19 protein-coding genes are annotated in these 24,247 nt (G+C 64.0%); 2 read left to right on the top strand and 17 right to left on the bottom strand.

What is annotated here, in order from left to right; translation table 11 throughout:
- Positions 1-80: 80 nt before the first annotated feature.
- The 5 genes from ACWEH3_RS17950 to ACWEH3_RS17930 form a co-directional block, all read right to left on the bottom strand.
- Positions 81-1,994 carry an NHL repeat-containing protein gene (locus ACWEH3_RS17950; protein ID WP_450017270.1) on the bottom strand — a complete coding sequence of 638 codons (1,914 nt, stop codon included), beginning with the start codon at positions 1,992-1,994 and terminating at the stop codon, positions 81-83.
- Positions 1,995-2,996: 1,002 nt separating this feature from the next.
- Positions 2,997-3,290 carry a hypothetical protein gene (locus tag ACWEH3_RS17945; protein ID WP_412807945.1) on the bottom strand — a complete coding sequence of 98 codons (294 nt, stop codon included), beginning with the start codon at positions 3,288-3,290 and terminating at the stop codon, positions 2,997-2,999.
- A gap of 517 nt (positions 3,291-3,807) precedes the next feature.
- The gene (locus ACWEH3_RS17940) at positions 3,808-4,239 is read right to left on the bottom strand and encodes a hypothetical protein (RefSeq protein WP_412807946.1); all 432 of its coding nucleotides are present in this window, start codon (positions 4,237-4,239) and stop codon (positions 3,808-3,810) included.
- 1,173 nt (positions 4,240-5,412) lie between these two features.
- A complete protein-coding gene (locus ACWEH3_RS17935; protein WP_450017268.1) occupies positions 5,413-6,450 on the bottom strand; it encodes a hypothetical protein in 1,038 nt (345 codons plus the stop codon).
- Positions 6,451-6,740: 290 nt separating this feature from the next.
- Positions 6,741-7,481: an ABC transporter ATP-binding protein gene (locus ACWEH3_RS17930; RefSeq protein ID WP_412807948.1), complete on the bottom strand. Its 741-nt coding sequence runs from the start codon at positions 7,479-7,481 to the stop codon at positions 6,741-6,743.
- Between the two features lie 157 nt (positions 7,482-7,638).
- Here ACWEH3_RS17930 and ACWEH3_RS17925 point away from each other — a divergent pair, with 157 nt between their 5' ends.
- Positions 7,639-7,893 (top strand): hypothetical protein, encoded by a 255-nt coding sequence (locus ACWEH3_RS17925; RefSeq protein ID WP_450017265.1) that lies wholly within the window; start codon positions 7,639-7,641, stop codon positions 7,891-7,893.
- A gap of 94 nt (positions 7,894-7,987) precedes the next feature.
- On the opposite strand, the gene ACWEH3_RS17920 is transcribed toward ACWEH3_RS17925, so the two are convergent.
- Both ACWEH3_RS17920 and ACWEH3_RS17915 read right to left on the bottom strand, forming a co-directional pair.
- Entirely contained in the window at positions 7,988-8,263 is a 276-nt protein-coding gene (locus ACWEH3_RS17920; RefSeq protein WP_450017263.1) for a hypothetical protein, read from the bottom strand.
- A 350-nt stretch (positions 8,264-8,613) separates the two neighbouring features.
- The gene (locus ACWEH3_RS17915; protein WP_452358352.1) at positions 8,614-9,642 is read right to left on the bottom strand and encodes a DUF2399 domain-containing protein; all 1,029 of its coding nucleotides are present in this window, start codon (positions 9,640-9,642) and stop codon (positions 8,614-8,616) included.
- On the opposite strand from ACWEH3_RS17915, the gene ACWEH3_RS17910 reads away from it, so the two are divergent.
- Complete coding sequence (locus tag ACWEH3_RS17910) at positions 9,541-9,771, top strand: hypothetical protein (protein WP_452358353.1); 231 nt, start codon at positions 9,541-9,543, stop codon at positions 9,769-9,771. The genes ACWEH3_RS17915 and ACWEH3_RS17910 overlap by 102 nt on opposite strands.
- 31 nt (positions 9,772-9,802) lie before the next feature.
- Here ACWEH3_RS17910 and ACWEH3_RS17905 read toward each other — a convergent pair whose 3' ends face one another.
- From ACWEH3_RS17905 to ACWEH3_RS17860, 10 genes are all read right to left on the bottom strand, one after another.
- The gene (locus tag ACWEH3_RS17905; protein ID WP_450017259.1) at positions 9,803-14,011 is read right to left on the bottom strand and encodes a TIGR02680 family protein; all 4,209 of its coding nucleotides are present in this window, start codon (positions 14,009-14,011) and stop codon (positions 9,803-9,805) included.
- Complete coding sequence (locus ACWEH3_RS17900) at positions 14,008-15,153, bottom strand: DUF2398 family protein (RefSeq protein ID WP_450017257.1); 1,146 nt, start codon at positions 15,151-15,153, stop codon at positions 14,008-14,010. Before ACWEH3_RS17900 ends, ACWEH3_RS17905 begins: the two co-directional genes overlap by 4 nt.
- Positions 15,146-16,702: a DUF2397 domain-containing protein gene (locus ACWEH3_RS17895; protein WP_450017255.1), complete on the bottom strand. Its 1,557-nt coding sequence runs from the start codon at positions 16,700-16,702 to the stop codon at positions 15,146-15,148. Before ACWEH3_RS17895 ends, ACWEH3_RS17900 begins: the two co-directional genes overlap by 8 nt.
- A gap of 695 nt (positions 16,703-17,397) precedes the next feature.
- A complete protein-coding gene (locus ACWEH3_RS17890) occupies positions 17,398-17,868 on the bottom strand; it encodes a hypothetical protein (protein ID WP_450017253.1) in 471 nt (156 codons plus the stop codon).
- Between the two features lie 104 nt (positions 17,869-17,972).
- Positions 17,973-20,258, bottom strand: a complete 2,286-nt coding sequence (locus ACWEH3_RS17885) for an AAA family ATPase (RefSeq protein WP_450017251.1) — start codon at positions 20,256-20,258, stop codon at positions 17,973-17,975.
- Between the two features lie 155 nt (positions 20,259-20,413).
- On the bottom strand, positions 20,414-20,983 hold the full coding sequence (locus tag ACWEH3_RS17880; protein ID WP_450017249.1) for a hypothetical protein: 570 nt from the start codon (positions 20,981-20,983) through the stop codon (positions 20,414-20,416).
- A gap of 97 nt (positions 20,984-21,080) precedes the next feature.
- Positions 21,081-21,542, bottom strand: a complete 462-nt coding sequence (locus tag ACWEH3_RS17875; protein WP_450017247.1) for an FAD-dependent oxidoreductase — start codon at positions 21,540-21,542, stop codon at positions 21,081-21,083.
- Between the two features lie 90 nt (positions 21,543-21,632).
- Positions 21,633-22,583, bottom strand: a complete 951-nt coding sequence (locus ACWEH3_RS17870; protein ID WP_450017245.1) for an HNH endonuclease — start codon at positions 22,581-22,583, stop codon at positions 21,633-21,635.
- 89 nt (positions 22,584-22,672) lie between these two features.
- Entirely contained in the window at positions 22,673-22,843 is a 171-nt protein-coding gene (locus tag ACWEH3_RS17865; RefSeq protein WP_450017243.1) for a hypothetical protein, read from the bottom strand.
- A gap of 73 nt (positions 22,844-22,916) precedes the next feature.
- On the bottom strand, positions 22,917-24,089 hold the full coding sequence (locus tag ACWEH3_RS17860) for a hypothetical protein (protein ID WP_450017241.1): 1,173 nt from the start codon (positions 24,087-24,089) through the stop codon (positions 22,917-22,919).
- Positions 24,090-24,247: the final 158 nt, after the last annotated feature.

The following is a 24,247-nucleotide window of genomic DNA, read 5'->3' as shown; positions in this document are numbered from 1 at the left end:
TTCACGACGTTGCCCGGCCGGGCGGACCCGGTGATCGTGATCCACCCGTCCGGACCCCGCACCGCTTACACCAGATGCATCTACAGGTTGATGCGGAAGTGGATCGGCTGGGTGGTGCCGCCGATGGAGACGGTGCCCTCAGGGATCGTCGAGGCCTGGACGTCGGCGGTGTAGAAGCATGCCGTCGAGGCGGTGATCTCCGGCGCGGTGACGCTCACCGACCCGTCCGCGCCGACCGTGACCGGCAGCGGAGTGTCGATACCGGTGTCGGGGCAGCGATGGCGGACGACACCGTCAGGCGCCAAACCCACCCCTGAAGGGAAACCGAGGGTGATGGTCTGACCGGCGGTAACCGTTGTATTCGCCGACACCGTGAACGCCAGCCGCGTGGTCACCCCCGCCGTCATCACCACCGGATCCGGTGGATCCTGAACCACCGAGAAGACGACAGCCTCCACCCGCCGCACCCGCTTGTTGCCGGTGTCGGCGATGTAGAGGTTGCCCGCCCCGTCCACTGCCACACCGCCCGGGTAGTCAAGGTCGACGTCGATGGCGGGCTGGTTGTCGCCGTCGTAGCCGTCGGTGCCGGTACCCGCCACCGTGGTGATGACCCCGGTGGCATGATCGACCCTCCGCACCCGCTGGTTGTAGAGGTCGGCGATGTAGAGGTTGCCCGACCCGTCCACCGCCACCCCGACCGGGTAGCTGAGGTCGGCGTCGATGGCGGGCCGGTTGTCGCCGTTGTAGCCGTGGGCGCCGGTACCCGCCACCGTGGTGATGACCCCGGCAGGATTCACCCGCCGCACCCGCTCGTTGTGGAGGTCGGCGATGTAGAGGTTGCCCGACCCGTCCACCGCCACACTGCACGGTTGGTTGAGTTCGGCGTCGATCGCGGGCCGGTTGTCGCCGTTGTAGCCCTCGGTGCCGGTACCCGCAACCGTGGTGATGATCCCGGCTGGATCGACCCTCCGCACCCGCTGGTTGTCGACATCGGCGATGTAGAGGTTGCCCGCCCCGTCCACCACCACATCGTTCGGGGCGTCGAGTTCGGCGTCGATGGCGGGCTGGTTGTCGCCGTTGTAGCCGCCGGTGCCGGTACCCGCAACCGTGGTGATGATCCCGGCTGGATCGACCCTCCGCACCCGCTGGTTGTGGAGGTCGGCGATGTAGAGGTTGCCCGACCCGTCCACCGCCACATCGTCCGGGGCGTCGAGTTCGGCGTCGATGGCGGGCTGGTTGTCGCCGTTGTAGTCCGGCGTGCCGGTACCCCCAACCGTGGTGATGATCCCGGCTGGATCGACCCTCCGCACCCGCTGGTTGCCGCTGTCGGCGATGTAGAGGTTGCCCGCCCCGTCCACCGCCACACCGTTCGGGTAGTGGAGTTCGGCGTCGATGGCGGGCTGGCTGTCGCCGTTGTAGCCCGCGGTGCCTGTACCCGCCACCGTGGTGATGACCCCGGTGCCATGATCCACCTTCCGCACCCGATGGTTACGGAGGTCGGCAATGTAGAGGTCGCCCGCCCCGTCCACCGCCACACCCTCCGGGTAGTCAAGGTAGGCGTCGATAGCGGGCTGGTTGTCGCCGTTGTAGCCGCCTGTGCCGGTACCCGCCACCGTGGTGATGACCCCGGTGCCATGATCCACCTTCCGCACCCGATAGTTGACGCGGTCGACGATGTAGAGGTTGCCCGCCCCGTCCACCGCCACACCGAACGGGGCGTTGAGGTCGGCGTCGATAGCGGGCTGGTTGTCGCCGTTGTAGCCCGCGGTGCCGGTACCCGCCACCGTGGTGATGACCCCGGTGGCGTGATCCACCTTCCGCACCCGATAGTTGTAGCGTTCGGCGATGTAGAGGTTGCCCGCCCCGTCCACCGCCACACCCTCCGGGTAGTCAAGGTCGGCGTCAATCGCGGGCTGGTTGTCGCCGCCGTAGCCCTCGGTGCCGGTACCCGCCACCGTGGTAATGGCCTCGATAGCGATAGCTGCTGTGCTCATGGAAGCCTCCGTCTTCTCGAGTTCCGGATAACGACGGTGCATCGCAAGTGCTGTGAGGGCACCGTTTCGTGGTGCCCTCCCGCACGGAATACCCCCACCCCCGAATACCCCACAGACAAGAAACCCCCCGGAGAAAATAAGGGGCTGACCTGAGATGATGCGGTGGCGATACGGAAATGAAGCAGTGCTGCCGATGGCCAGAACAAGATCACCAAGCTGTGCATTGGTGCGCCTTGAGGGCTATGCACCAATCGTGTCAGAACGAGCGGATAGGTGCCGAGGCCGTCGATGACGGGCGCGTCAATGGTATTGGTCGTACCGGCCCAGACCCAGCAGAACAAGAGGCACCACACGCCACTACAGCTGGTACCGATTCGAAACCAGCCGCCCACCCGAAAACCGCAGGTCGTCCCGTTCCCATGTTCGACATGCCCCAGCCCCAGATCTGGGGCCGATTGACCAACGCCCGCAGGTCATCGCGATCCCTCAGACAGGATACGTACCCACGATGACCAGCCGTTTTCCGGTTGCCCATGTTTTGTGTGTCCTGCCGAGGGCACAAGCTGCGACGCGTTTCCGCACGTCCGCGGGTTGTCGTGATTCCTGGACTGCTTCCGGTCCATTGGATAGAACGGAAACGTGCAAGTCAAGACGGTTGCCTCCGTACGAGCCCCTAGGAAACACAAAACATGGGCAACCGCGTGGAAGAACCCACCCAGGCTGACCAGAACGAATCCACCCCTACGACATGAAAGGACGCATCACTCGAGCCTGTGGAACCCGGCAGACACCCGACCGGGCCGCGCCAGTTTGCCAATACGCTGCTCACAAGCAGCGAAACCCAATCCGTACCTGATCACGCCGGGCCGCAGGCCAGCGAAAGATAGAGGCTAAATAAGACGATGTCTCACTAGCAATATTTTCATGCCGAACAGTCGATGTTCGCTGGCGGCGGCGGCCGCTGTTCCCCGAACCGCGAACCCCAGAGAACAGCGCTGATGGTTACAGTGTGAGGTCGACGCCGGGTACGACGAATCGGACGCGATCGGTATTCACCGCTCCCCACCTCAGATCCACCACCGCATTGTCGCCATCGATTGGTTCTACGAGATCCACCTCGATTTCGACTGGCACCGGGTAGGTTGAGCCAGGCCCAAGATCTTCGGTTCCATCGAAGATCGGCAACTTGTCGATCAGGCTGTGTACGACACCCTCGGCGTCAGTCAGTTGGACCTCTATGATTCCTGGCTGGTCGTCGGCAACCCAACGAACAGCCATCCCTTTTACACTTGCCATTCCACTATTCTGCCAGCTGGTCTCCGGCAAGTCACTACCACAAGACTCTGCCGGGATCGTGTTCCACCGGATCGGCCTGCAGCAGCTACCTCGTGTGGGGTTGCCTGTAGATCGAACGAATGTCGAGTGCGTTCGGAGTCTCAGGGAATCACCGTTGATCTCAGTCGATAAGTTTACTCGGTTCCGGGCCTACTGCTGCCCAGTGGGCCGCCTGCCACGTCGAGCGTAGATATAGCGCATTCATCCGCGAAATGCGTCTCATTGTTTCATGTAGTTCTACTGTGTATACCCTGCACTCGTTGAGGCGAAGGAGAACGGCCTTTAATTGCGAATCACTTTGTCAGTTATCAGCCCTGCTCGCGCCGGTCGAATCTTTCGACGGTGACGGCAGCGAACCGTAAACCGCTTTCCCAGGATGCTCACTTCGCCAGCGGTCCCAAGTCGCCCCGACCATTACGGCGGACACTTCCAGCAGCGCCCGCCCTAATGGTTGGTTATCTGTTGACCAGGTACGCCTTCACTTCACTCGTTGTGCGAGTTCCAATTGGACGTGTGCAAGCGCGGCGCGATAATCATCGAGTGGCATCGGCTGGGCCGGGACCATCTCGAAATGTTGCCTATCTTTTCCACGCTGGATGATCTGCAGCGTCGATGGATAACTCATCACAGCGTAGGCACCTCCGAAGCGCTCGACTGCCGATGGGTCGGTGTGCAGAGAAATACCGTGGGTGGTCTGTACCAGACCATCTCGGATACGATATTCGTTCGGCTTGGGCTCCATATTGTTTCCGCCCCGGTAGAAACCGCCTGGCCCTTCCGGGTACCATCCCTCCACCTGGACGAAGTGCGGTCCTTCTGTCGTCGGCTCCGCGCTGGCCGGACTGCCGACAAGCCCCGCTGTGACTATGGATACAAAGAGCAGCGCAATCGCTGAAAGCAGTTTCCGCATCGTTGAGTTCCACATTCCTGGCATCAGCATACTGGGTACGTCACTGAATCACTTCATATTTGAATGTGCCACGTGCGTTACCCAGCGAATTGCAGCTCAACGTTGCTCGGCGATCATCCTTCCTGGGGATGTCAAATATTTCCGAGGGATCTGGCTGCCATGCGCAATCGATAGAAACCCTGACTCGGTAACTTCTTTCAGCGCTGAGATTCCAGCAGCGCACCTCGATATCCTTATCATTCTTCCGATCCGACCGACAATCCAGCGGTGTCGGGGCAGGCTGCGCCACTGCTGCGGGGGCCGTTGCGATCACGCCCCCGACCATCAATGTGGCAATGCCGCAGAGAATCGCGAGACAACTTCTGACCTTCATAAATGCTCCGCTTCGCGTCTGATGTTTACGCAGAAGGTCCTCTATAAGCAGCGAACTCCCCCCGTAAACCCTCCCAGGTTGGGCACCTCTTCCGAGGTCGCCCGAGCTGACACTATCCCGCTTTACGTACTGATGTCAATGAAAAAGTTTGCAGCGCAACAAGTTTCACAGCAGCTTGCGGAAACGCAATCGCCGCCAAGACGCGCCGTGGACTTGTGGATACTGGGCGAGCCAGACACTCGCACCGAGGGCCAAGCCCAGCAGAGACACTACGGCCAGTGTGAAAGGCGTTGTAAATCCACGCATGTCAGTCCATGTGCCAGGTGTAAAAGTCCACCACCACGGCAGAGTCTGAATCGACCACGACACGATCAATGAGGTTCCCAGCGCTATCATTCTAGGAAGACGCACACATGCTAAGAGTGCGATTCCGAAGAAGAGCGCCGTATCGAATCCGGCGCGGATTACACCACCGAACGGAACACCGGACAAACGCATTGCCCCGATTACCGGTACTGCGAGGGCAAAGGCTATCAATACCAATTGTGCACGTTCGATAAGGGAGCGTCTGCCGAGTAGTGCATGCTCGTGAGCGTCACCGAGACGCGAGCCGGTTGCGACAACCAGTGCTCCCGCTAATAAAATCGGCACAAGCCGGGCCGGGCTTATACCGACCCCTTGTTCCAGTCCGTACAGCCGCGGTATCTGCTGTTTCGCTAACGCTATGAGCGGAAAGCACACCACGAAGAATGGCACAGCTTCCAACAACGTTCGCATACGTAGGTACTGGCTGAGCGGCATCAGCGATACCCGATGTTGTCGAGCAAAGCCGGCGCCGAAGAGGCATCGCATTCACTAACGGCTCGATACGCCTGCGACATATAGAAGAATTGCTTATCCGGCGGCCAGCTTAGAATATTCTCGGCGGCGAGGTATTCTTTCGTGGGGCTGCCGTCGGCATGCCTCGATATCAGCCGATCCGCACCCAGTGGGAAGTTGCCGAGCCATCGCATGTATATCTGGGTGAGAGCCAAGTATTCTCCTCGAATTTCAACGTCGCCCGGGCACTGTTTCGGCCGATCCGAGCCGATACATGAAGCACTCTCGGCAGACACACGCCCCAGTATGTTTACGACGCCGTCCTTCATAGTGCGGAACGGGCAAATTTTCGCCGCCGCGTCGGGCATTGCGCCGGATACGCTCAGCCGCGCCGGAATCGGGTACCCCGTATTCCGCATAGCGTCGGTAAGTTTTGGCAGCGCGGGCCCTAGCGCCGCGAGTCGCTGGGTGTCCTCGTTCCAAGAACAGACTTGCAGTTCCGATCCGACACAAACGGGCTCGGTTGCCGCGACGCGCGGTTCCAGCCAGGAACTCCCACCTGTGGCGGTCGAAGCTGCGATCGGGATCACGACTGCGCTGGCAAGCGCCGCACCGGTGGTCTTCCACGAAACCCGTCGGGGTATCGTGGCAGCCACAATCAGTGCGGCTACGAGGAGGGTCGTGATGATTCCGACAATCGTCACTATAGGAGTCGGAGACAAGTCCACAGCGTAGGACGGCAATGATGGCAGTTGGCGTCCGGCAAGCAGGGGAAAACCGATGTGACCATCATTGGCCATGACCGATGCCACCGACAGTAGGAGCGTCGTTGCCGCGGCGGTGAAAATCGCAGCGGCAGCGCGCAGTATACTGCCGATCGCCCACCCCACGGTGACACAAAACAGAAGCCACACCATACAATCAACGACGACAGAATATTTTGGCGTACCTGCGCCGTGCGAACTGAACCGGTAGGCGACGAGTAACGCGTAATCCACCGCGAACATGGTGATTACCACCAGATACAGCCTAACCAGGTCGCGGACCGAGATCTGCCAGCCAGCACGTACCGAAGCCTGCATTCGAAGGCGTACCGGCCATCGTTGCGCGACCCACGCCGAAACCGCGGCTACACCCACCCCCACGAGCAGGGTTCTCCCCGCAGCTGAAACATCCACGCCGGGCCAATACCCGCTGAATTGTTCTCTCGGATCCGAGACCTGCATGTAGGTCAGCGAAAGCCCGAAAAGAGCTATCACGGCCGACTTGGGAATCGGTCGACCACCGCGGAGGTAAGCCACAAGTCTTCTCACGCGGGTACCGCTCCCGCGTCTTCGTCGTCCGAAGCCAGTTCTACGTATGCTTGCGAGATCGAACCGTACTCGGCCTTCAGCGCTGCGGGCGTGTCGTTCGCGACCAGTGATCCGCCGCTCAAAATACCGATCCAATCGGCCGATTCGGCGTCCTCCGAGAGGTGGGTTGCGAGCAATACGATTACACCCTCGCGGCCCAGGTCGTTGATCATCGTGTTCAGCGAGCGTCGATGCTTCGGGTCTAGCCCCGCGGTTGGTTCGTCGAGGACAAGTATGGATGGCGAGTGCACTATCCCTGCGGCAATGAGCGCACGGCGTTGCATGCCCCCCGAGAGTGCCTTGATCCGGTCTTTGCGGCGTGCGGCCAGGCCCACCCGCTCCAGTGCTTGCCCAGCCGCGGCCGCCGACGCTCGGCTGGACATGCCACGCAGCCAACCACAATAGGAAACGAAATCGTGCACTCGCATGGCCCGATCCACATCGAGAGACTGCGGTACCCAGCCTATGCGGCGCCGAATGGTCATCAGATCCCCGGGGGCGGACCAGGAAAGCTTGTCGGAGGAGATGCTGCCTGCCGTCATTGCGAGTCGTGTGGCGACCAAGGCGAGCAAGGTCGACTTACCTGCCCCGTTGGGGCCGAGCAGCATTGTCACACCAGGATTCAACTCCCAAGTCACACGGCGTAACACGGAGCGAGTCCCGTAGGAGAAACTCACATCGCTGATCAACAAGCTCATGGCTTCAGGCTATCCCCCACTCGAACCCCACGATGTGCTGACGACAGGGTAGCCGAACACCATCCGGACACGCCAGGCAGGCCTACTACTCCAGCCGTAGTTCGTGGTCGGGCTAGTCTACAGGGACCAGCATGGCTACCCGTGATCATCCAGGGTTGTGGGGGCTCTGTTCGCCGCATTCGACGCCGGCCAAGACGAACACGAGCAGACGCTGCGCGTGAGGGAACGCGAAACCCTGGTCGCATCGCCGCTGGTGCTGACCGAGCTGGATCATCTGATCCGCCGCGACCTCGGCTTCACCGCAGCGATGAAGATCACCGACGCGTTGTTGGGCCGAGCCCTAGACTGGCGCTACCGGCTTACCGAGTTGGAACATGTCGACGCTGTCCACAGCGTAATCGGTCGGAGCTAAACGCGAAGTGCTGCAACTCGACGACACGGTCGGTGTCGCGCTCGCCGACAAAGTACAAGACCGACTGCATCGCGCCGATGGGATCACGAGGAATTCACGCAGTGACCACGTTGAGCTCAGACAGCACGCCTTGGGGGTCGTTGAGGTAGCGGTATCCCTCCACTGGGAGATTGAACTGGCCGAGCACGTTCGCCACGGCATCGCGTTCCGCTTCAGTGACCGGGATCCGGCGCTTGACCAGGCTGGCGCACAGCACGTCGACCAGCATCGCCCACTCACCAACGTCGCTATAGGTCCGGTAGCTGTCGACCACGTCAGAAGGCAAGCGGTCGGCGACGCTCTCGAGAAGGTCTCGCGACTCCTTGCTCATCTTGTTGAGCCGACGGTTACGAGCTTCAACAGCTTGCCGGTCTCGCTGACGCTTTCACGCTTCTCGCGCCGCCCTGTCCGAATTCATCGCTCTCCCAGCATATTTGATTCGCATCGTTCCCGACTACAACCGCCGCCCAACATCCAGGCGACTTCCCCAGAGCCCGGGAGCCGATCGACGCGCTGGACGGCTTGCGGTTCCGCCGCAGCGAGGGCGCGCCCCGCACGCAGCGCCCGGGCGGTCGGCCACTATTAGGCCGTTGCGGATCTTGAAGCTCGCGTCGCCGCCAGCATCGACGCAGGCGAGCCACCGCATGTCCGCATCACCCCTACCTACCCTCCTCGAGGTATTCAGCAGACCGGCGACGCTGCCAACCGGAGGTCGGCCAGCAGCAACGGCAGAATCGCCTCTTCATGTAAATCCTTGCTGTACTGGGCGTGCAGATCGGCAGGCCAGGTGTCCGCACACGTCTCGAGTCCGAAGTGACTGGAGTAGGTCTGGGCGTCGAAACGCCACGGCTGGGCGGTGGCGACCACTGACTGGACAGTCCGGACGATGATCAGGCCAGCGGAGTCGATATCCGCACGCACTCTGACATCTATTCCTGCTTCCGCGGCGCCGGCAAGCAGGTCCAGTGCGGCAAGCGCCGGCATGCCGTCGGTGCACACCAGAGACGGGCAGTTCTCGCCCAGCTCATCAGCGGCAGCCTCCACCACAGCCGGATTCTCACAAACGAATAACACCGGCGGCACCGGCGCGAAAGACCACGTTCCCAATAGATCCCGCAGTGTGAGCCACGAAGGAGCGCCGCGCCGTTGCCCGGCAGTGATATCCAGTGGAACATTCAGTGTCAGCACGCGCGAGGACACGGTGTCGCAGCGTACGCCCGCCGCCGCCCACGCCGCCCGCCACTGCCTGCCCGGCCGGGCCGGCGGCGGGCTACCGCTTCTGATGGCTACCAGACGCGCGACCGTGCGCCCCAGTTCAGTGGTGTAATCGAGCGCGTGCGCGTCGCCGGTGGCCTCGGCGGCGAGCTGGCCGAGCCGTTTCGGCGGACCGGTCCAGGGCAGCAGCGGCCACACTCCAGCGATACGACCGGCCAGTTCCTCGGCTCGGCCGGAACCCAGCTTCGGAGCCCTGGGACCGGCCAGCCATATCTCGACGATGTCGCCGGACAGCCCGACCCTGCCGAGGGTGTCCAGCACTAGGCGGTGTTCCCGCTGCTGCGCGCGCTGCTGCGCTGCTGCAAGTTCCCACGCCACCGGCAAGGGGCCACCGTGAAGCAGTTCGGCGAATCGGCCGACGGTGAGCCCGTGCTGCGCGAGAGCAACACCGAGCGCTCGCAACGTCACCGCATTCCCGGAAACCTCCCAGTCCACACCCAGCAACCGCCCCACTTGACGTCGCTGTTCGGTCGTCAACGTCACTTTCAGCGAGCCGCGTTCCAGCCCACCACCGCGGTGGATGCGGCGGCTTATCGCCTCGACAACCAGTGCGGGGCCGGGTAAGGCGGCCCAGGCCAGCAACCCTGCGGGCAGTTCATCCATCGCTGAGTCCGAACAGACCGTCTACCGGCATAGGATCGTGCGTTGCGCCGAGCCGGTCCACGTCCACCTCGGTCAGCGTGCCTCCGCACCACAGGTAGGGCAGCACGTCCACACCGGGCAGGTGCTTCTCCCTGGCGAGCTCGTAGATCGCCACGGCGGGAACCGTTTCGTAGGTGCACCATTCATCATGCGCGGTGAGCATGATGTCTAGCTCAAAATCGACTGTAAGCCCCATGAACGATGCTTTCACCTGGGCGTCGACACCAGTCATCGCCTCGTCGAGCCACACCCAGCGCGGTGCGTGCGCCGCGGCTGCGTCATAGGCGACCACGGCTGCGGCGAACAACGGCTGCGACAAAAGCACCACCTTCTCACCACCCGATTTGGCGCCGTGCTTGGCCGCATCGAACGGCACCCACCGGCTGGTGCTGCCGGGCCGGTAGTGCAGACCGATCTTCAGCCAGCCTCGATAGTCGAGTGCCCGGCCGAGCTGATGCTTCCAGTCCACCGCACCCTCGGCAGCCGCCTCGGAGCGTGCTTCGTCGATCTTGCGGGCGAGGTACTGGCGTACCATCTCCTGCCGGTCTTCAGACAATTCGGCGTAGCCTTGGCCCAGCGCGTCCAGCACCGCCGCCGCATCCGGCTCGGCCGGATCCGCGTGCCAGACCACCTTGACGGTGTGGCCCTGCCGGGTCGGCCGCTTTGCTAGCTGGCTGTTGATGTGGGTGAAGGTGCGTTGGGTGTAGTCGAGGCGGTCTTTCAGGTGTTCGATGAAAGTCGAGCCGAGCAGAGTGGCCAGCACTCGTTGCTGCTCAGCGTCGAAACTGTCGCGTTGTTCGATCACCCGTGCGGCCAAGGTATCCGCGGCGGCAGGAGGCAACTGGAACCCCGCGGTGGCATCGGTGTGAATCTCCACCCGAGGCAGGGTCTCATCGTCGTCGAGGACCCGTGCATCCTGCTGAGGTAGCAGCGCCTGGCGCAGTTCCTCCAGCTTGTTCACACATGCGCGCCATGCCCGATCCACGTCGGCTGGTTCGGCTTTCAGCTCGATCTCCCGGCGCACCGCGGTCGCCAGATCCCGCGCTGCCTGCACATTCCGGCGCTCCGGCACCGTCACAGCGAGCGGCTGCGCGAGCCCGTGATCGAGCGCTTCCCACAGTTGCGCGATCGCATGGTCGCGGCGCTGCTCGGCGCCGGCCCGCTCCCGTTCATGATTGGCCAGCACTTCTTCGGCGCGGGCCTCGTCCACGCGCGCACCAGTGAGCTGTTCGTCGTAGATGTCACGCTCGCTCTCCAACCGCTCGATGCGGGCGTCGAGCTCCGCCTTGCTGGCCAACTGCTGCTGCTGATCGGCACCGAGCGCCTGCTCGGCGGTGTGCAGTTTCACTTCGAGGCGGCGTTGCTCCTCCGCGACATCGTCGCGTGCGGACTCGGCTTCCACTCTCCGCTGCGTGTTTTCCTCGAGGGTGAGCATCGCGTCGTCATGGGTATCCTCAGCTGTGTCCAGCTGGCGCAGGGCCATGCCGTAGCGGTCTATGTCGCCACGCAACGCGGTGAGCGCATCCGCCTGGTCGGCGAGTCGGTCCTGAGAGAACCGGTGCGCCGCAGCATATTCCGCCAGGACGGCGCGCGCGACATCGAGATGAGCCAGTTCGGTCGCATGCTTGGTTTCGGCGTCGGCGAGTTCGCCGGCACGGGCGATCGTCGCGCGAGCGCGTTCGCCCCACAGCACCACCGCACCGTTGAGCTTGCGCTCTTCGGTCTCCGGCAGCGCATGCTCCTCGGCGTCCAGTCGATTCAGCGCCGCTCCGGCTTTCGTGATCCGGGAATCGATGGCCGATATTTGCTGAGCCAGCTCGTCCTGCTCGGCTTCGAGGGCGGCGATGCGGCGGGCCCTGAACGCTTCCCGGGCGGCGGTGCCGACATAAGTCGCCGGTCCGGCGGCGTCGGCGCGACCGGCCAGCCCACCCACGCGCCAGCAGCCGTCCGCGCCGAGCCAGTCGCCAGCCGGTTCGGGTTCCCCGGCAGCACGCCAACCGAACTGCGCAAGCGCACGCCGTACGAGTTCGACGCCGACCCCGCCTGCTTCGACCGGTTCCAGCACCGCCAGCAGGTTGGTGCCCGACCGGTCTCCGGTCACAGCGCCGCCGGCCAGACCCACGTCGGCGAACTCGACATCGATCGTGCCATCCGGTGCGATCCAGGCGTCGAGCAAGCCGGACCCGGCGAGCGCCGCCTCCAGCACCTCCAGCTCCCTGTCGTCCACACCGGGCAGCGGATTGACCAGACGCCACAGCGGCGCGCCCTGGCCCTGGGTAACATCCGGCCGCATCCGCCGTCGCCAAGTCGTCGGGACCGGTGGCGCGGCATCGGTTTCCGCCCGCACCTCGGCCAGCTCTCGGGCGACCGCATCGGACCGTTCCGCGATCGGCGCCCGTTCGAGCAGCGCGGACTGCTTGCGCTCCTGCCACGCGCTGCGCTGGGCCGAGATGTGGGCACGGATCTGCGCTGTCACCGACGGCTGGGCCGAGACCTCGCCGGTGTCCTCGATGACCGTCAGTTCGGCGATCGAATCGCACCAGCCAGCCAGGATCTCTTCCGTGGGCCGGGCCACCTCGGCATCGCCGGACCAGTCGCGCACCCGCGTCTCCAAGGTCTGCGCGGCGCGACGGACAGCCGACAACGCCTCCTCTTCGGCGTCCCTCGCCCCGGCGAGCCGGGTCTCGGCAGCTTCGACCAGCCTGCCTGACCGCTCCACCCGCTGCGCCGCCGCGGCACGCTGTTCGTCGAGTTTCCGGATGTGCCGGAATCGTTCCTGCCGGGACCGATGCTCACCGATCAGGGCATCGACATCCCGGGCAGGCACGTGGCGTTCTACCGACTCCGCCAGGCCCGCGAGCACCGCGTTGCCGGCCATCGACTGCTCCGCCGCACGCAGCGCTTCGCCGGCTTCCCGCACCTTCTCTGCGGTTTTCGTGGCTTTCGCCGCGGCATTCGCTTCGGAGACGCGTTCTCGTTCAGCCAGTTTCACGGCGCTGTCATGCTGGGCTCGCACCCGGCGGAGCTCTCTGCGCAGTCCCTCGATTCGTCCGGTCGCGGACACCGCGTCCTTGTAGGGATCCGATTCGAGCAGTTCCCGCAAGGCCGCCATAGCGTCGCCGAGGGCGCGGCGTGTCTCGGCGAGGCGGGTCTCGGATCGGCCACGCAGCGCCACCGCGTCCGCGAGGGTGGCTTCCGCGGCTTTCTTATTACTCGTCGTTTTGTCCAGGCTGGTGGTAGCAGCAGCCATCTCGTCAGCGCGCAGCCGCATCACTCGCTTGGCCCAGGGCTGCCACCCCGTGCGGACGAACATCGCGATTGCCCGCGCCGACTCCTCGGTGCGCTGCATCGTCGCTCGGAGTTGCTCGAGATGTTCCCAGCCATCGGCGAGCTGATCGACTTCGTGACCGGCCAGTGGCGGCAACGCGTCCCGCAAAGTCATGGCCAGGCTGGTCGGGTTCAGCCGCTCACCCAGTTTCGGCTTACGTAGCTGTTTGAGCAGTTCGGTGAGATTGTCGTAGGACTCGGCACTGAGCCCGTACAGCTCCTCGGCCAGCCGGGCCCGGTAGGCCGCAGCACTGCTGGGCAATGCCACCCCATCGATTTGCTTGAGGTCCTTGAGGTCGAGCGCGCGGCCTGCCTCGAGCAAGGTGAAGTCCCGGCCCAACCGCTGCCTGGTGACAAAATGCCAGGTGCTGACCGAAGCGGTCCCACTGCCTGCCCGCGCCGAGGCACCGAGCCCACAAGTGAAGTAGGCCGGGGACCCGTCCTCGGTGATCCGGCCGAATTCGGCCCACGCGTATCCGAGTCCGGCATCGGCAGGTTCGCGTGGGTCGTCACCGTCGCCGGTGGGCAGTAGATTGAATCGCATACTGCGATGCTGGGAACCGAACGGGTCGAGCACCGATGGTGCGATCTCTCCGCGCAGCAGCAGTAGCGTGGTCAGTTCCAGCACCTTGGTCTTGCCCGCACCGTTTCCGCCGCGCAGAACGAGTCTGCCATCGGCGAACCAGAATTCCGCGTCATCGTATTCCCACAGATTCACGATGCCCACGCGCAGCGGTTGCCATCGCTGACGGCCCGGCGAGGGCAGTTGCCGAGACTGCGCGGCTTGAAGCCAGTCCTGCCCCCAGGCTTGGATGCCAGCGAGTTCGACGGTCATCGAAGCTCCTCGATACGTGCGGTTTCGGCGAGAATCTCCGGCGCGCGGTATCGGGCGGCCGCCGGGGTCAGCTGCCACAGACCGGGGCGCAGTCCCGGCCGGAGCAAGTCGAGCGCCCGCAACAGTTCCACTACCCGCTCCCGGCGCGCGGTCGGCGCCGCGACCTCGGCGGTGATCGACTTCGGATGCCGCACCCCAACCTGTTCGACGGCGCTCGTCAGGTCGGCCTCGGTTACCACGCCATCGTCGTCCCTGCGCGCGTACAGGTCGCCGAGCACAACGAGGGCAACGAAATCGACCGCACGCAACCGCGGGAACGGCAAGTCGGTTGCCGATTCCTCACCGGCGATGAGGGCCAACCCTTCGGCACGCTGCTCGACCGTCCAACCGGTCATCTCGGTGCACCACGCCACCACCCGGGTGCGCTGCCGGATCAGATACGCACGCTCGGCTTCGGTGAGATCACTGTAAAGGCAAACGGGCAGCTCGAGGATCCGCCGCATCACCGCGAATCGTTCAGCCGCCTCGGTGAACACCGCGCCGCGCTGGTTGAGCGCAGCCTTGAGCGCGGTTGGGTCGGCCATGCGCAGCAGCATCTCGCGCTGCACACCGTAGGTGCCGCCGACCTTGTCCGCCTGCCGGGCCCAGCCGTCACGGCGGTCCACACTATCGCTGCCTGCCGGCGCCAGCACACCAGCGGACACCAGCAGCTCCAGTGCCGTGATAAGCAGCTTGCGCTCGGTGAACCGATCGGGCTCGTAGGGCGTGACCGGGCAGTCGTCGCGCGCCGAGATCACCCGCACCCGATCCGACAGATCCTGGGTGGAGGTGATGTCCTCGGCTTCCTCAGCTGCTGCGGCGGCCAGCAGTGCCAGCACCAGTGCCCGGCGCGGCGGCGGGTTGACCCGGCGCGGCGCGAGCACGGTGTCCCCCAAGGGCAGGCGGAACAGCCTGGCCGCGGTGTCGGTGACCACCAGGCGGTAGCCGAGGCGGGAGGAAAACCAGTTCACCAATTCCGGCCGATGCCGGGGATGCCGAATGAGGCCGAACAATTCCCTATGCCGGACGCGGTCGACGACCGGGTTGGCCAGCAGCCCGATGAACGCGCGCCGCCGGCCCAGCGCATCCCGATCGTCATCCACCGTGCTCAACCTCTGCCGGGTCCAGCGTGAAATGCCAGTTCCGCGTCACGAACCGGCCGTGCGGGCAGTCCAGGGTGATGGCGCCGGCAACCGCCGGCTCGGTGAGAGTGACCCGCCATCGGCCGTCTTCAGTCACCCCGGCACGTTGCGGCTCTCCACGTCGTGCCCGCGCCGTCGCCAGCAGATCGAGCAACATCCGTAGTTCGGGCTCCGACAGCGGCGCCCAGTCCGCCAGTTCGGTCCCCGATCGCGCGCGCAAAGCCGCCTCGGCCTCCCGCCGCTGCGCCAAGGCCGCGGTTCGTGCCCGCCGTGCCGCCGCCCGGCCGGTGGCCGTATTCATTGCCTTGACCCGCCTGCCGACCGCAGCCCGCTGGCCGTGCTCCCGATACCGTGCCGTGATCGGTGCCGCAGCGGCATCGGACCAGGCCAAGGCGTGGTCGTCGGCGCCGTCAGCGGCGATCAGCAGATGACGCGCCGGGAAAACACCGATGGCCGTGTCCCACATGCACCAGGCCGCTTCGTCGTCAGGTGCGCGCTCGATCGCACCGGCGAGCTCCAGCAACTCTCCGCGCCGGGTCAGCGCACCGCCGGTATCCAGCAGAATGTGCATGTTGCGGGCCCACGGCGCCACCAAGTCGCGCAATTGCCTGCGCAATCGCCTGGCCTGCCCATCGGCGCCGTCGAACCAGCTCCGCAACGATTCCCAGGTGCGCGTCCATCGCTGCACCTGCAGGTCCACCACGTTCTCAGGTGCGTCGTCGGCAAGGGCACCGCGCACACACGCCCGCCACACCGAGCCGGTCAGCTGCGGATCCACCTCCGCCATCAGCGCCGCGACAGCTGGCGTGTGAATGTCGACCTGCTCACCCCACATCCCGACATAGGATTGCAGCGTCCGCCACAGAACCTCCTGCTTGTCCGGGTCCGGCCCGCCGGACAGCGCATGCGCCAGGCTGCGCTGCCAAGACCGCGCCGCCACCGCCATCCCGTGATGCAAGGTGATGACCTGTTGATACTCCGCCGCAGCCGCCGGGAAATTCCGGTCCCGCACCGCGTCGGCGAACCCGCGCAACCGGTCGTGGATCGCGCGCGGAGCCAGAGTGAGATCCGCCGCGGCATCCTCATCAGCGGCCAGATCCATAGTCCAGAACGCGTGCAGCCGGGCCGCGGTCGGAGTCAGCTGGAAACGGTCACGACGCCGCAAAAAATCCTCCCCCGTGCGCGCCGGCTCCTGCCACCGAGTGAGCACCCCCCACCGAACCAGGCTGGTCAAACGCGCATCGAGCGCGAAAGAATCCTCGTGCAGCAGCCGATCGGCGACCTGCTGTCCGGCACGCTCACTCACCCACGCCCGCAACCGGATAGCGATCTCATCGAACGACATCCCGGTCAGACTGGTGTCCTGCGCCTCGACCAGCACATCGACGATCGCACGATACTGCGCGGCGAACCGAGACACCAAATAGGCAGGCACCAATTCCTGCCCCGGCAGATAAGCGGCCCAAGGATCAACTCCCACCGTTTCGACCAGCTCATCCCCATCACCCACAGGCCAAGAATAGTCCGGCGTGCCGCGCCGGACAGCAATACCCAAGCACTTCGATCTGTTTCGCGTTGGACAGATCTGGGACTGCCCACTAGCCGGATTCGATGATCGTGCGCTCACGCTCCGCTGCCCGACATTCGACCGCGGCAAATCAGCCGGCCTATCTGCACACTGGGCGGTGCGGTGCGGTGCGGAGGACCTACATACCTACTACGAGCCGACCGACACTCGGATCAGGCAGACACTCGACGGACTACTCCCGACTGGAGGCCAAAAGGCGGGAGCGCCGTTGCCCGAATCATTCGTTCGGCCTGTGGATGCCGCGTGCAAGCTGACATCCTCGAAATAGCCACTGAGACAGCGGGATCATGAGCACCAAGCCACCGAACCGCCCCAATTCGACCGCGTCAACGAACCCCCTCACGCTGCGGTAGGCAAGCAACCCGCCCGGGTGCCCGACATGGCTGTGGGATCGGTTGCGACCGCCCTGACCTGACCAGTTCCCTTGGCTCACCTCGACGGAACCGAAGCGGTGAGATGCGGGGACCAGCACTTACTTCGCCGACGTATCACTACAATCGCCTGATCAGACGATCAGCTCATCTCCGTGTCGTCCGAGCTCGGCCAAGCGTCGAGCTTCGAGGGGATATGCAGACGGTGGCTCCCTCGGCGGGCCAGTAGCGCCAGCTCTTTCAGCCTCATCGCCTGCTGACCTGACTTACTGGTGAGAACCATCCGCCGCCGATGACGAACACGTCGCCCACAGGCGCCCAAACTGCTATGCCGGTGACCTCGAATACGCCGTATGGCGACTGCTCGTATGTTGCACGGACCAAATCGCCGTGCGCCAGGACATCGTTCGTGAGCGGTCCGTCCACCGCAGCGGCATCGTCCGTATCGCGGACGGCGATCCCGAGAGTGAGTGCGCGCAATGACCCCACCGGCTTGCGCGGCGCGCCTGGCCGAGATCCGCTGTCGAGCGGTTGTCCGCCCACCAGGAAGCTGCCGGTGACAGACAGCACCGCGATACCTTCGACCAGGCAGATTCCGTACTCATCGGACCTGAACGTCGCGCTGACGTGCATGCCGTCCTTAAGATCTCCCAGAGCTGCTGTAAGGCCCTGCACGTCTCGTCGACGGCTGAAATCCAATTCACGCCAACTGACCATTATACTCTCCCGTTAATGAAAAATTTTGGCCGCAACGGTTTTCTATCGAGTTTCGACCGGCCTGCTCCACTTACCTGACTTCAAACTTGTTGTTGCTGTGATAGTTAGCCACCCAAAGTCCAAAGGAGAAATTGTCTCGCTGTGAAGATCGGCTTGCCATAAGTGGTCGCTGTCTTGGCCTTGCCCGACTGTGATCCTGCCTCTGCGGTGATCAGGGCATCGCATTTGCTTTTGGTGACAGTCTTCACCGGTACGAGTCCCCGTGCTGCGGCGAGGTCCTCCATGTCGCTTCGTGTCCTCTCGTTTCCCTCCTCGTCGATGCATGTTCCGGTGAAGCAGACTCGAGCGCCCGCGACAAGGATGGTGTTGATGTCCTGCTCGATGACATCAACGTCGGGATCGACGATGGTGTGTCCGAGCCGGACCTCGAGCTCAAGGAGAAGCCCCTGGATTCGTTCATCCATCTGGATTTGCTGGGCTTTGGTGCGCAGATACCCTGCCAGGACCTGCTCGGGAGTCGAGGAGGAGGGGACATGGCCACCAACCTGGAAGCAGTCCGGTGCACCGCCGCGTGAGAGGAGGTACCCGGCTCGGCGTTCACCCGGGGGAAAGACGTCGGCGGCACTGATATCGACCGTCGAGTTCCTCGATATATTTCTCACGGCGTGGGCTCGGTCGAGAGCCCGAAAAGCATTGAGCCGCCGCCAGTCCTTCTCCGACAGATTCGAGCTGTCCAGCTCGATGCCGACGGGCATGGGAGCGACATAGCCGTTGCGCTTGAGTTCGTGGTCTAGGTACCCCAGGTGCTGGTCGATATCGAGACCGATCGGAGTTCGCCCGGCCAGGTGAGGTGCCAGTGCGGCCCATGCCTCGCTCAGCAAGGGTGCGAACTGCACATCGCCCGCGGTGATGCCGTAGGCACTGCGGGCGTCACCGAGATCGCGAGTGGGGTTGATCAACGTGGTGACCTCGGTGCCATCGTCGGTCACCAGGGCGATCTCCACAGGCCGCGGCTTCCAGGCCCGTCCTTCGTCACCGACGGTGCAGATACCGAGGTACACGCTCCCACGCGGCGGCGGACCAAATCTAACTGACCGAAGAAATCGGCGAATCCGCTGGTCCACTTTGAGGTCTCGTGGTTGGACCGAACGCCGCAGCACCAGCCCGTCCATCGATGTGCATCGACTGAGCGCGACATACAGCTGCCCGTCGGCGAAAGTTCCTCCACTGAGGTCGACAACGAGACGGTCCAGCGTCTGGCCCTGACTCTTGTGAATCGTGATAGCCCACGCCAGGCGGAACGGCAACTGGGTATACGTCCCGATCACCTGATGACGGAGCACCCCACTCTCGAAGACGGGTCGGGTGACCTCCCAGGGGTGCGGGCCTATCTCGACCTCTCTCCCGTCAGGGAGTTCGACAGTGACGACCGGATCGCCGCGGTCGACGCCGTGCCCAGCGATCCGCCCGATCGTTCCGTTCACCCAGCGATTGCTGGAGTCATTGGTCAGGAGCATGATCTGCGCGCCGACCTTGTACTCGAGGTCGTCCTCGGTCGGCCTGTCGAATCGGTCCAAATCTCCTGTCACCCTGGCACGATGACAGGATGCAAGACCGGGGAGTCGGTCGAGCATCTCCCGGTTCCGGGCATTCGCGATCCGATTGGTCGTGGTCAAGGTCAGCCAGAACTCGTCGACAGGTGGCCGGAACGTTTCATCGGTTCGCGAGTTCAATTCCGCGCGAGCCTCGTCCAGCAAAGCTCCTTCACGCACTGCATTCAGGATGTCAACGAGCCGTGCGTCGCCGATCTGGCGGAAGACCGTGGTGAGCTCGACCGTAGGGAAGTGTTCGCGACGGTAGTTTTCAGCGGAGAAGAAGTACGGCGAGGCGTACCTCGCAGCGAAGTAGTCCTTCTCGACCTCCTTCACTACCGGCGGCAACTGGAACAGATCACCGACCAGTACCAACTGGACCCCACCGAAGCGAATTCCCGGCCTGGGTCCGAACCGTTCCAATGCACTGGTGAGGCAGTCGAACCAATCGGCCCGCACCATGGATGCCTCATCGATGATCAGAGTGTCGAGCTTTCGCAGAATGGGGGTGAACCGCCCCGGCGAGTATCGGCCCAACCGGACATCCTCAGGTGTGGTTGTCGGTAGAAACCCGAACAGGCGGTGGATCGTGTAGCCCTCGACATTGAGAGCAGCGATGCCCGTGGGTGCTGCGACGACCACATTCCTGCGCGTTGTCGCGAGGAACCGGCGGATCAGTGTGGACTTGCCAGTGCCCGCCCTACCGGTGAGGAAGAGGTTCTCACCACGGTCCAGACGGTACAGCGCATCCTTGAACTCGCCAGTAATCGTGAGACCAGCAGTATCCTTGACGACCAATCGGTGCCCCCCAACTACTTCAAGAAACCTGTCGCGGACTTGATCGCTCCGGCTAGCTTGCCAGTTACACCACCACGATGCTCGAATATTCGCACAGGTCAGGGTGCTTGTCGTAGCATCGATGACGTCCCACGAGGGGCCCCGGTGGTTCCGGACTAGTGAACAATCAGTGGTAGAGGGCGGATGTCGGGTCCACCGCGCTCGATGAGGAAGGACCGGGGGCGGCCCTTATCTCGCGGCGCGACACGCAGTGTCTCGAATTCGAACCAGGAAGTAGCCAGGTCTTTCAGGCTGTGCGCGGTGGCCAGGGCCGGTCCGACCACCGCGTCTACTTGCTGGGTCAGGGCAGAGACGTCAGCCGGATAGACCACTGTCGGCCAGTCGGGGCGGATCGGCTGTTTCGATTTCGGCATGCTCGCGATGTGCTTGGTGAAAAGAGCGTCAATGAGGTCGATTTCGGCGCGCACTGCTGCGGCCATCGCATCGATGTCAAGCCGACCGGCAGTGACGACGCTCTCCGGAAGTATCAGCCCCGCATCGCAATCGATGGTGTGATGCCCGTTGATCAACGTGCGGATCTCGGCGACTCGATCGATGTCCAGAACCCACGCTCCCGATAAGCGAGACAGACCTTGATCGGGACCGACGTTGACGTGCCATATGGCCAGTCGGTTGTCGAGACGGTTGAGTACCGCGATGGAGAGAAGTTGGGTCGTTGGCGTCATGGGCGTGAAGATACCGTCGGGAGCAGACACTTCGGCGGGTCCATCTGTGTCTGCGCTCGGGGCAGCCACCCTGGACTCGAAGGCGCTGCTGGCGCCTTCACTGAAGCTGCTGTTTACGACGCCAGCAGGCGATTTCGAAGCTCATTTGAACGGCAAAGCCGACTGTCGGAATGGACTTCAGGTTGACGCCGACGCTAACCAGCCGTCCCTCGACGTTGCGGATGAGCCCAACGACACCACCACCACATCGACATTCCAGCGTGGACCCATCCGACAGGCGCGCGCGGCGCACATGTCCGTCGTCGCCGTCGAGCGCTTGCACCGAGACGCCGGTGCGCAGGTCGCCCCGGCGCTGCGTCCGCGCGGTGATGCTGGCGATCACCCCGACCAGCGGCCCGCCTCCGCGCTCGGTGACGGTCACCGGCAGCCCGAGCCCACAACACACCAAGGCGATCTCCGAGCCGACGAACCCGGAGCCGACCACGAGAACCCGTTTCGGGCGCGCGTGCAATGCCGTTCGCAGATGGACCGCATCGTCGCAGGTACGCAGCGTGAACACTCCCGCCCGCAACTGCCGGTGGCGATCAGCAGCCGGTCGTAGGGCACCGTCTCCCTTCTATCGGCTCGTAAGTGTGTGCGGTGGGTTTGGTTATGAGAGAATGGCGTCGGCGACCTGGGTCGAGGTCTCGTGGTCATCCCCCGCCGTCGCGGTCTGCTCATTGTGGCGCCGCGCGGCTGCCGCGAGCAGCTTCGGGTACATGGCGTGGCGCGTCTTGCCGCGTGTCTTAACGGCATGACAGTTGGGGCAGAGCGCGATCATCTGCTCGGGGTGATCGCGGCCTCCCTTTGCGATGTCCTCCACATGGTCGACTTCGAGGACGGGCAGTCCCCTGTCTGTGACGTCCGGAGCTACCTGGCCGCAGTCGGGGTTCTCACACCTGCCGCCACTACGGATCAGCACCGCTCGACGGGCGGCCTGGAGCCGAACCGGTCTCGACGTTTTCACTGCATGCCGCCCACCCGCAGTGCCTGCCGCGCGGCGTTCGATCAGTTCGAGGCAGCGCCGATAGGCAGTACCACTGTCCGCCGCCGGATCGGTGGCGATCATGGCGTCGACGAGCTGAATGGCCTCCTCGACAGGCATCTCGTCGGCCGTCGCGAGATCCGTAGCGAGCAGATCGTGGTCCTGAGGGCCGTAGCCGGGCACGTTCAAGAGCAGTCGGATGCGCTTGACGTTGTTGCCGCGCTTCGTTGCTGGCGACTTCTGCCCGATCGGTCGCTGGGCTTCGCGCAGCGACTTGCAGAAAGCGGGTATATCGGCCACAGCGACCAACTCGACAGGTGCGTCGATCAGACGACGGGCCGCCTCCGGCAACGACAGGGTGTTCTGGGAATCCACCAGGGCCGAGACCAGCACCGCCCCCTGCTGTTTGAGCCTGTCGAGCAACAACTCGAGTGCCGGTCCGTACTCGCTGTTACGTCTGGGCTGCCCCTTGCCGCGGCCGCTGGAACTTTCCAGTATCAATGCCAGCCGGCCACCGTCGGGTTCCACCGAATACTCGGCATCGAGCAGTCGACCCGATGCGTCGATCACCTTCATATCCACACTGTGACACAACGGCACGACAAGACCTGACGTGATCACTACGTCGCCGACACGCTTCTCGTCGTAGTGCCGGACATTGCGAATCAGGCATGCCCGAAATCGGCTGTTCGATCCGGCCCGATCCAGACCACGGACCTGGCGGCACGGCACTCCACCCCCAGGACGTCGTCGACGACTTCGTCCACGGCCTCGGCGACGGCGTGCAGGTGGCTGATCACCATGACGAGCCGGTCCCCGCCAGCCTGGGCGCGCAAGACACCCCAAGGCAGACACTCCAGCGCAGCGGTGTCGGCGCTCGTGGCCAATGGGCGTATGCGGTCGCAACTTTCAGGCTCGGCGGGTGTACTGGTTACCGGCTTTCAGTGCCGCGACCGCTAGTGCGCCGAGCTGTGTGGTGAGTGCCTGTTCGAATTGCAGTGTTCCGTCGATGGCACCGGTGGCGGCGTGGGTTAGTTCGTGGAGCAGGATCCCGCAGTAGTCGACAGCGTTGCCGAGCTGGTCGCGGCGGATCACGACTCGTTGGGTGTCGGGCTCGTATACTCCGGCGACCTGGACGCCGGATTCGTTGAGTCGCATGGTTTCCGAGATTTGTATTGACCTCACGCCGATGCGGGAGAGGTTGAGGCCGGCCGCGGTGATCACCGGTCCGGTGAGGCTGAACACGTCACGCTCGGCTGCGGTGAAGTCGGTTGGGTCGACGAAGGTGAACGAGAAGCTGTCATTCCAGTTTCGGCGGTATTGGTCGAGATCGACCAGGGGGTTGCCGTCGAAGTCTGCAAGGCGGTCGAGCCGCCCGGCGATAGTGTCGGGTACGACGACGAGTCGGTATCCCTCATCGCGTGCGTAGTTGACCTGTGGTCCGCCGAACGCGAGCTGGAATGCGGTCACGAAGACGACCTTCTCGTGGGTGGTGAGCACTTGGCAGGCGTGGAGAGCGACATCGAGCCAGCTCAGCTCGTCGTGGATCCGGCCGGTCTCATAGCCAGCGAGATCATCAGCCAAGACACCGGCGACGTCGGCGGATCGGCTGCCGATGAGGATGGACTTGATCCGGTCGGTGTAGGCGGTACGGCCGACGTTGGCGCGTTCCCGGTTGAGGGCTTGCCGCAGCTTGTTGGTCAGATGAGTGATGTTGTAGGAGAACAGGAAATTCTCCTCCTGGGCGACGAGCAGGCCCTTGACGTAGATGTTGCCAGGCGCCTTCCGGGCCGGGCGCGCGAGTACCTGACCGTGTGCGCAATCCTCGAGCACCGTGTCGCCGCTGTAGCGCAGGAAGAACTGCTTGGCCGCCTCGATATCGGTGTCGGCGACGCCGAGCAGAATCACCGTTGTGCCCTCTCGGCGTGGTTCACTGGGCGGACTCACGGCCGCGTGGAGGGTGACGATGTCGGGGAATCCGCCTTTGGGCCGCATCGCGGTGGTGATGTCACCGTGACGGGACTGGATCCGGACAGCGATGCCGCGGCGGTGAAAGACCGCGAGAGCATCTTTCAGCCCCATCCCGAACTGCCCGATCACCCCCGGGTGGCCGACGTTTCTCGGTGTTCTCCTTCTGGGTGAGGTGCTGATACCGGATACCGCGACCCCGGTCGCTGATCGCCCAGACGCCGTCGCCGAGTTTGACGAGCGAGGGGTCGGCGGTGCCGGTGATGGCCTGC

The sequence above is a fragment of the Nocardia sp. NPDC004718 genome (assembly GCF_053601535.1).
The sequence above is the reverse complement of the archived record's forward strand: the minus strand, read 5'-3'. Positions and strand labels throughout refer to the sequence as shown.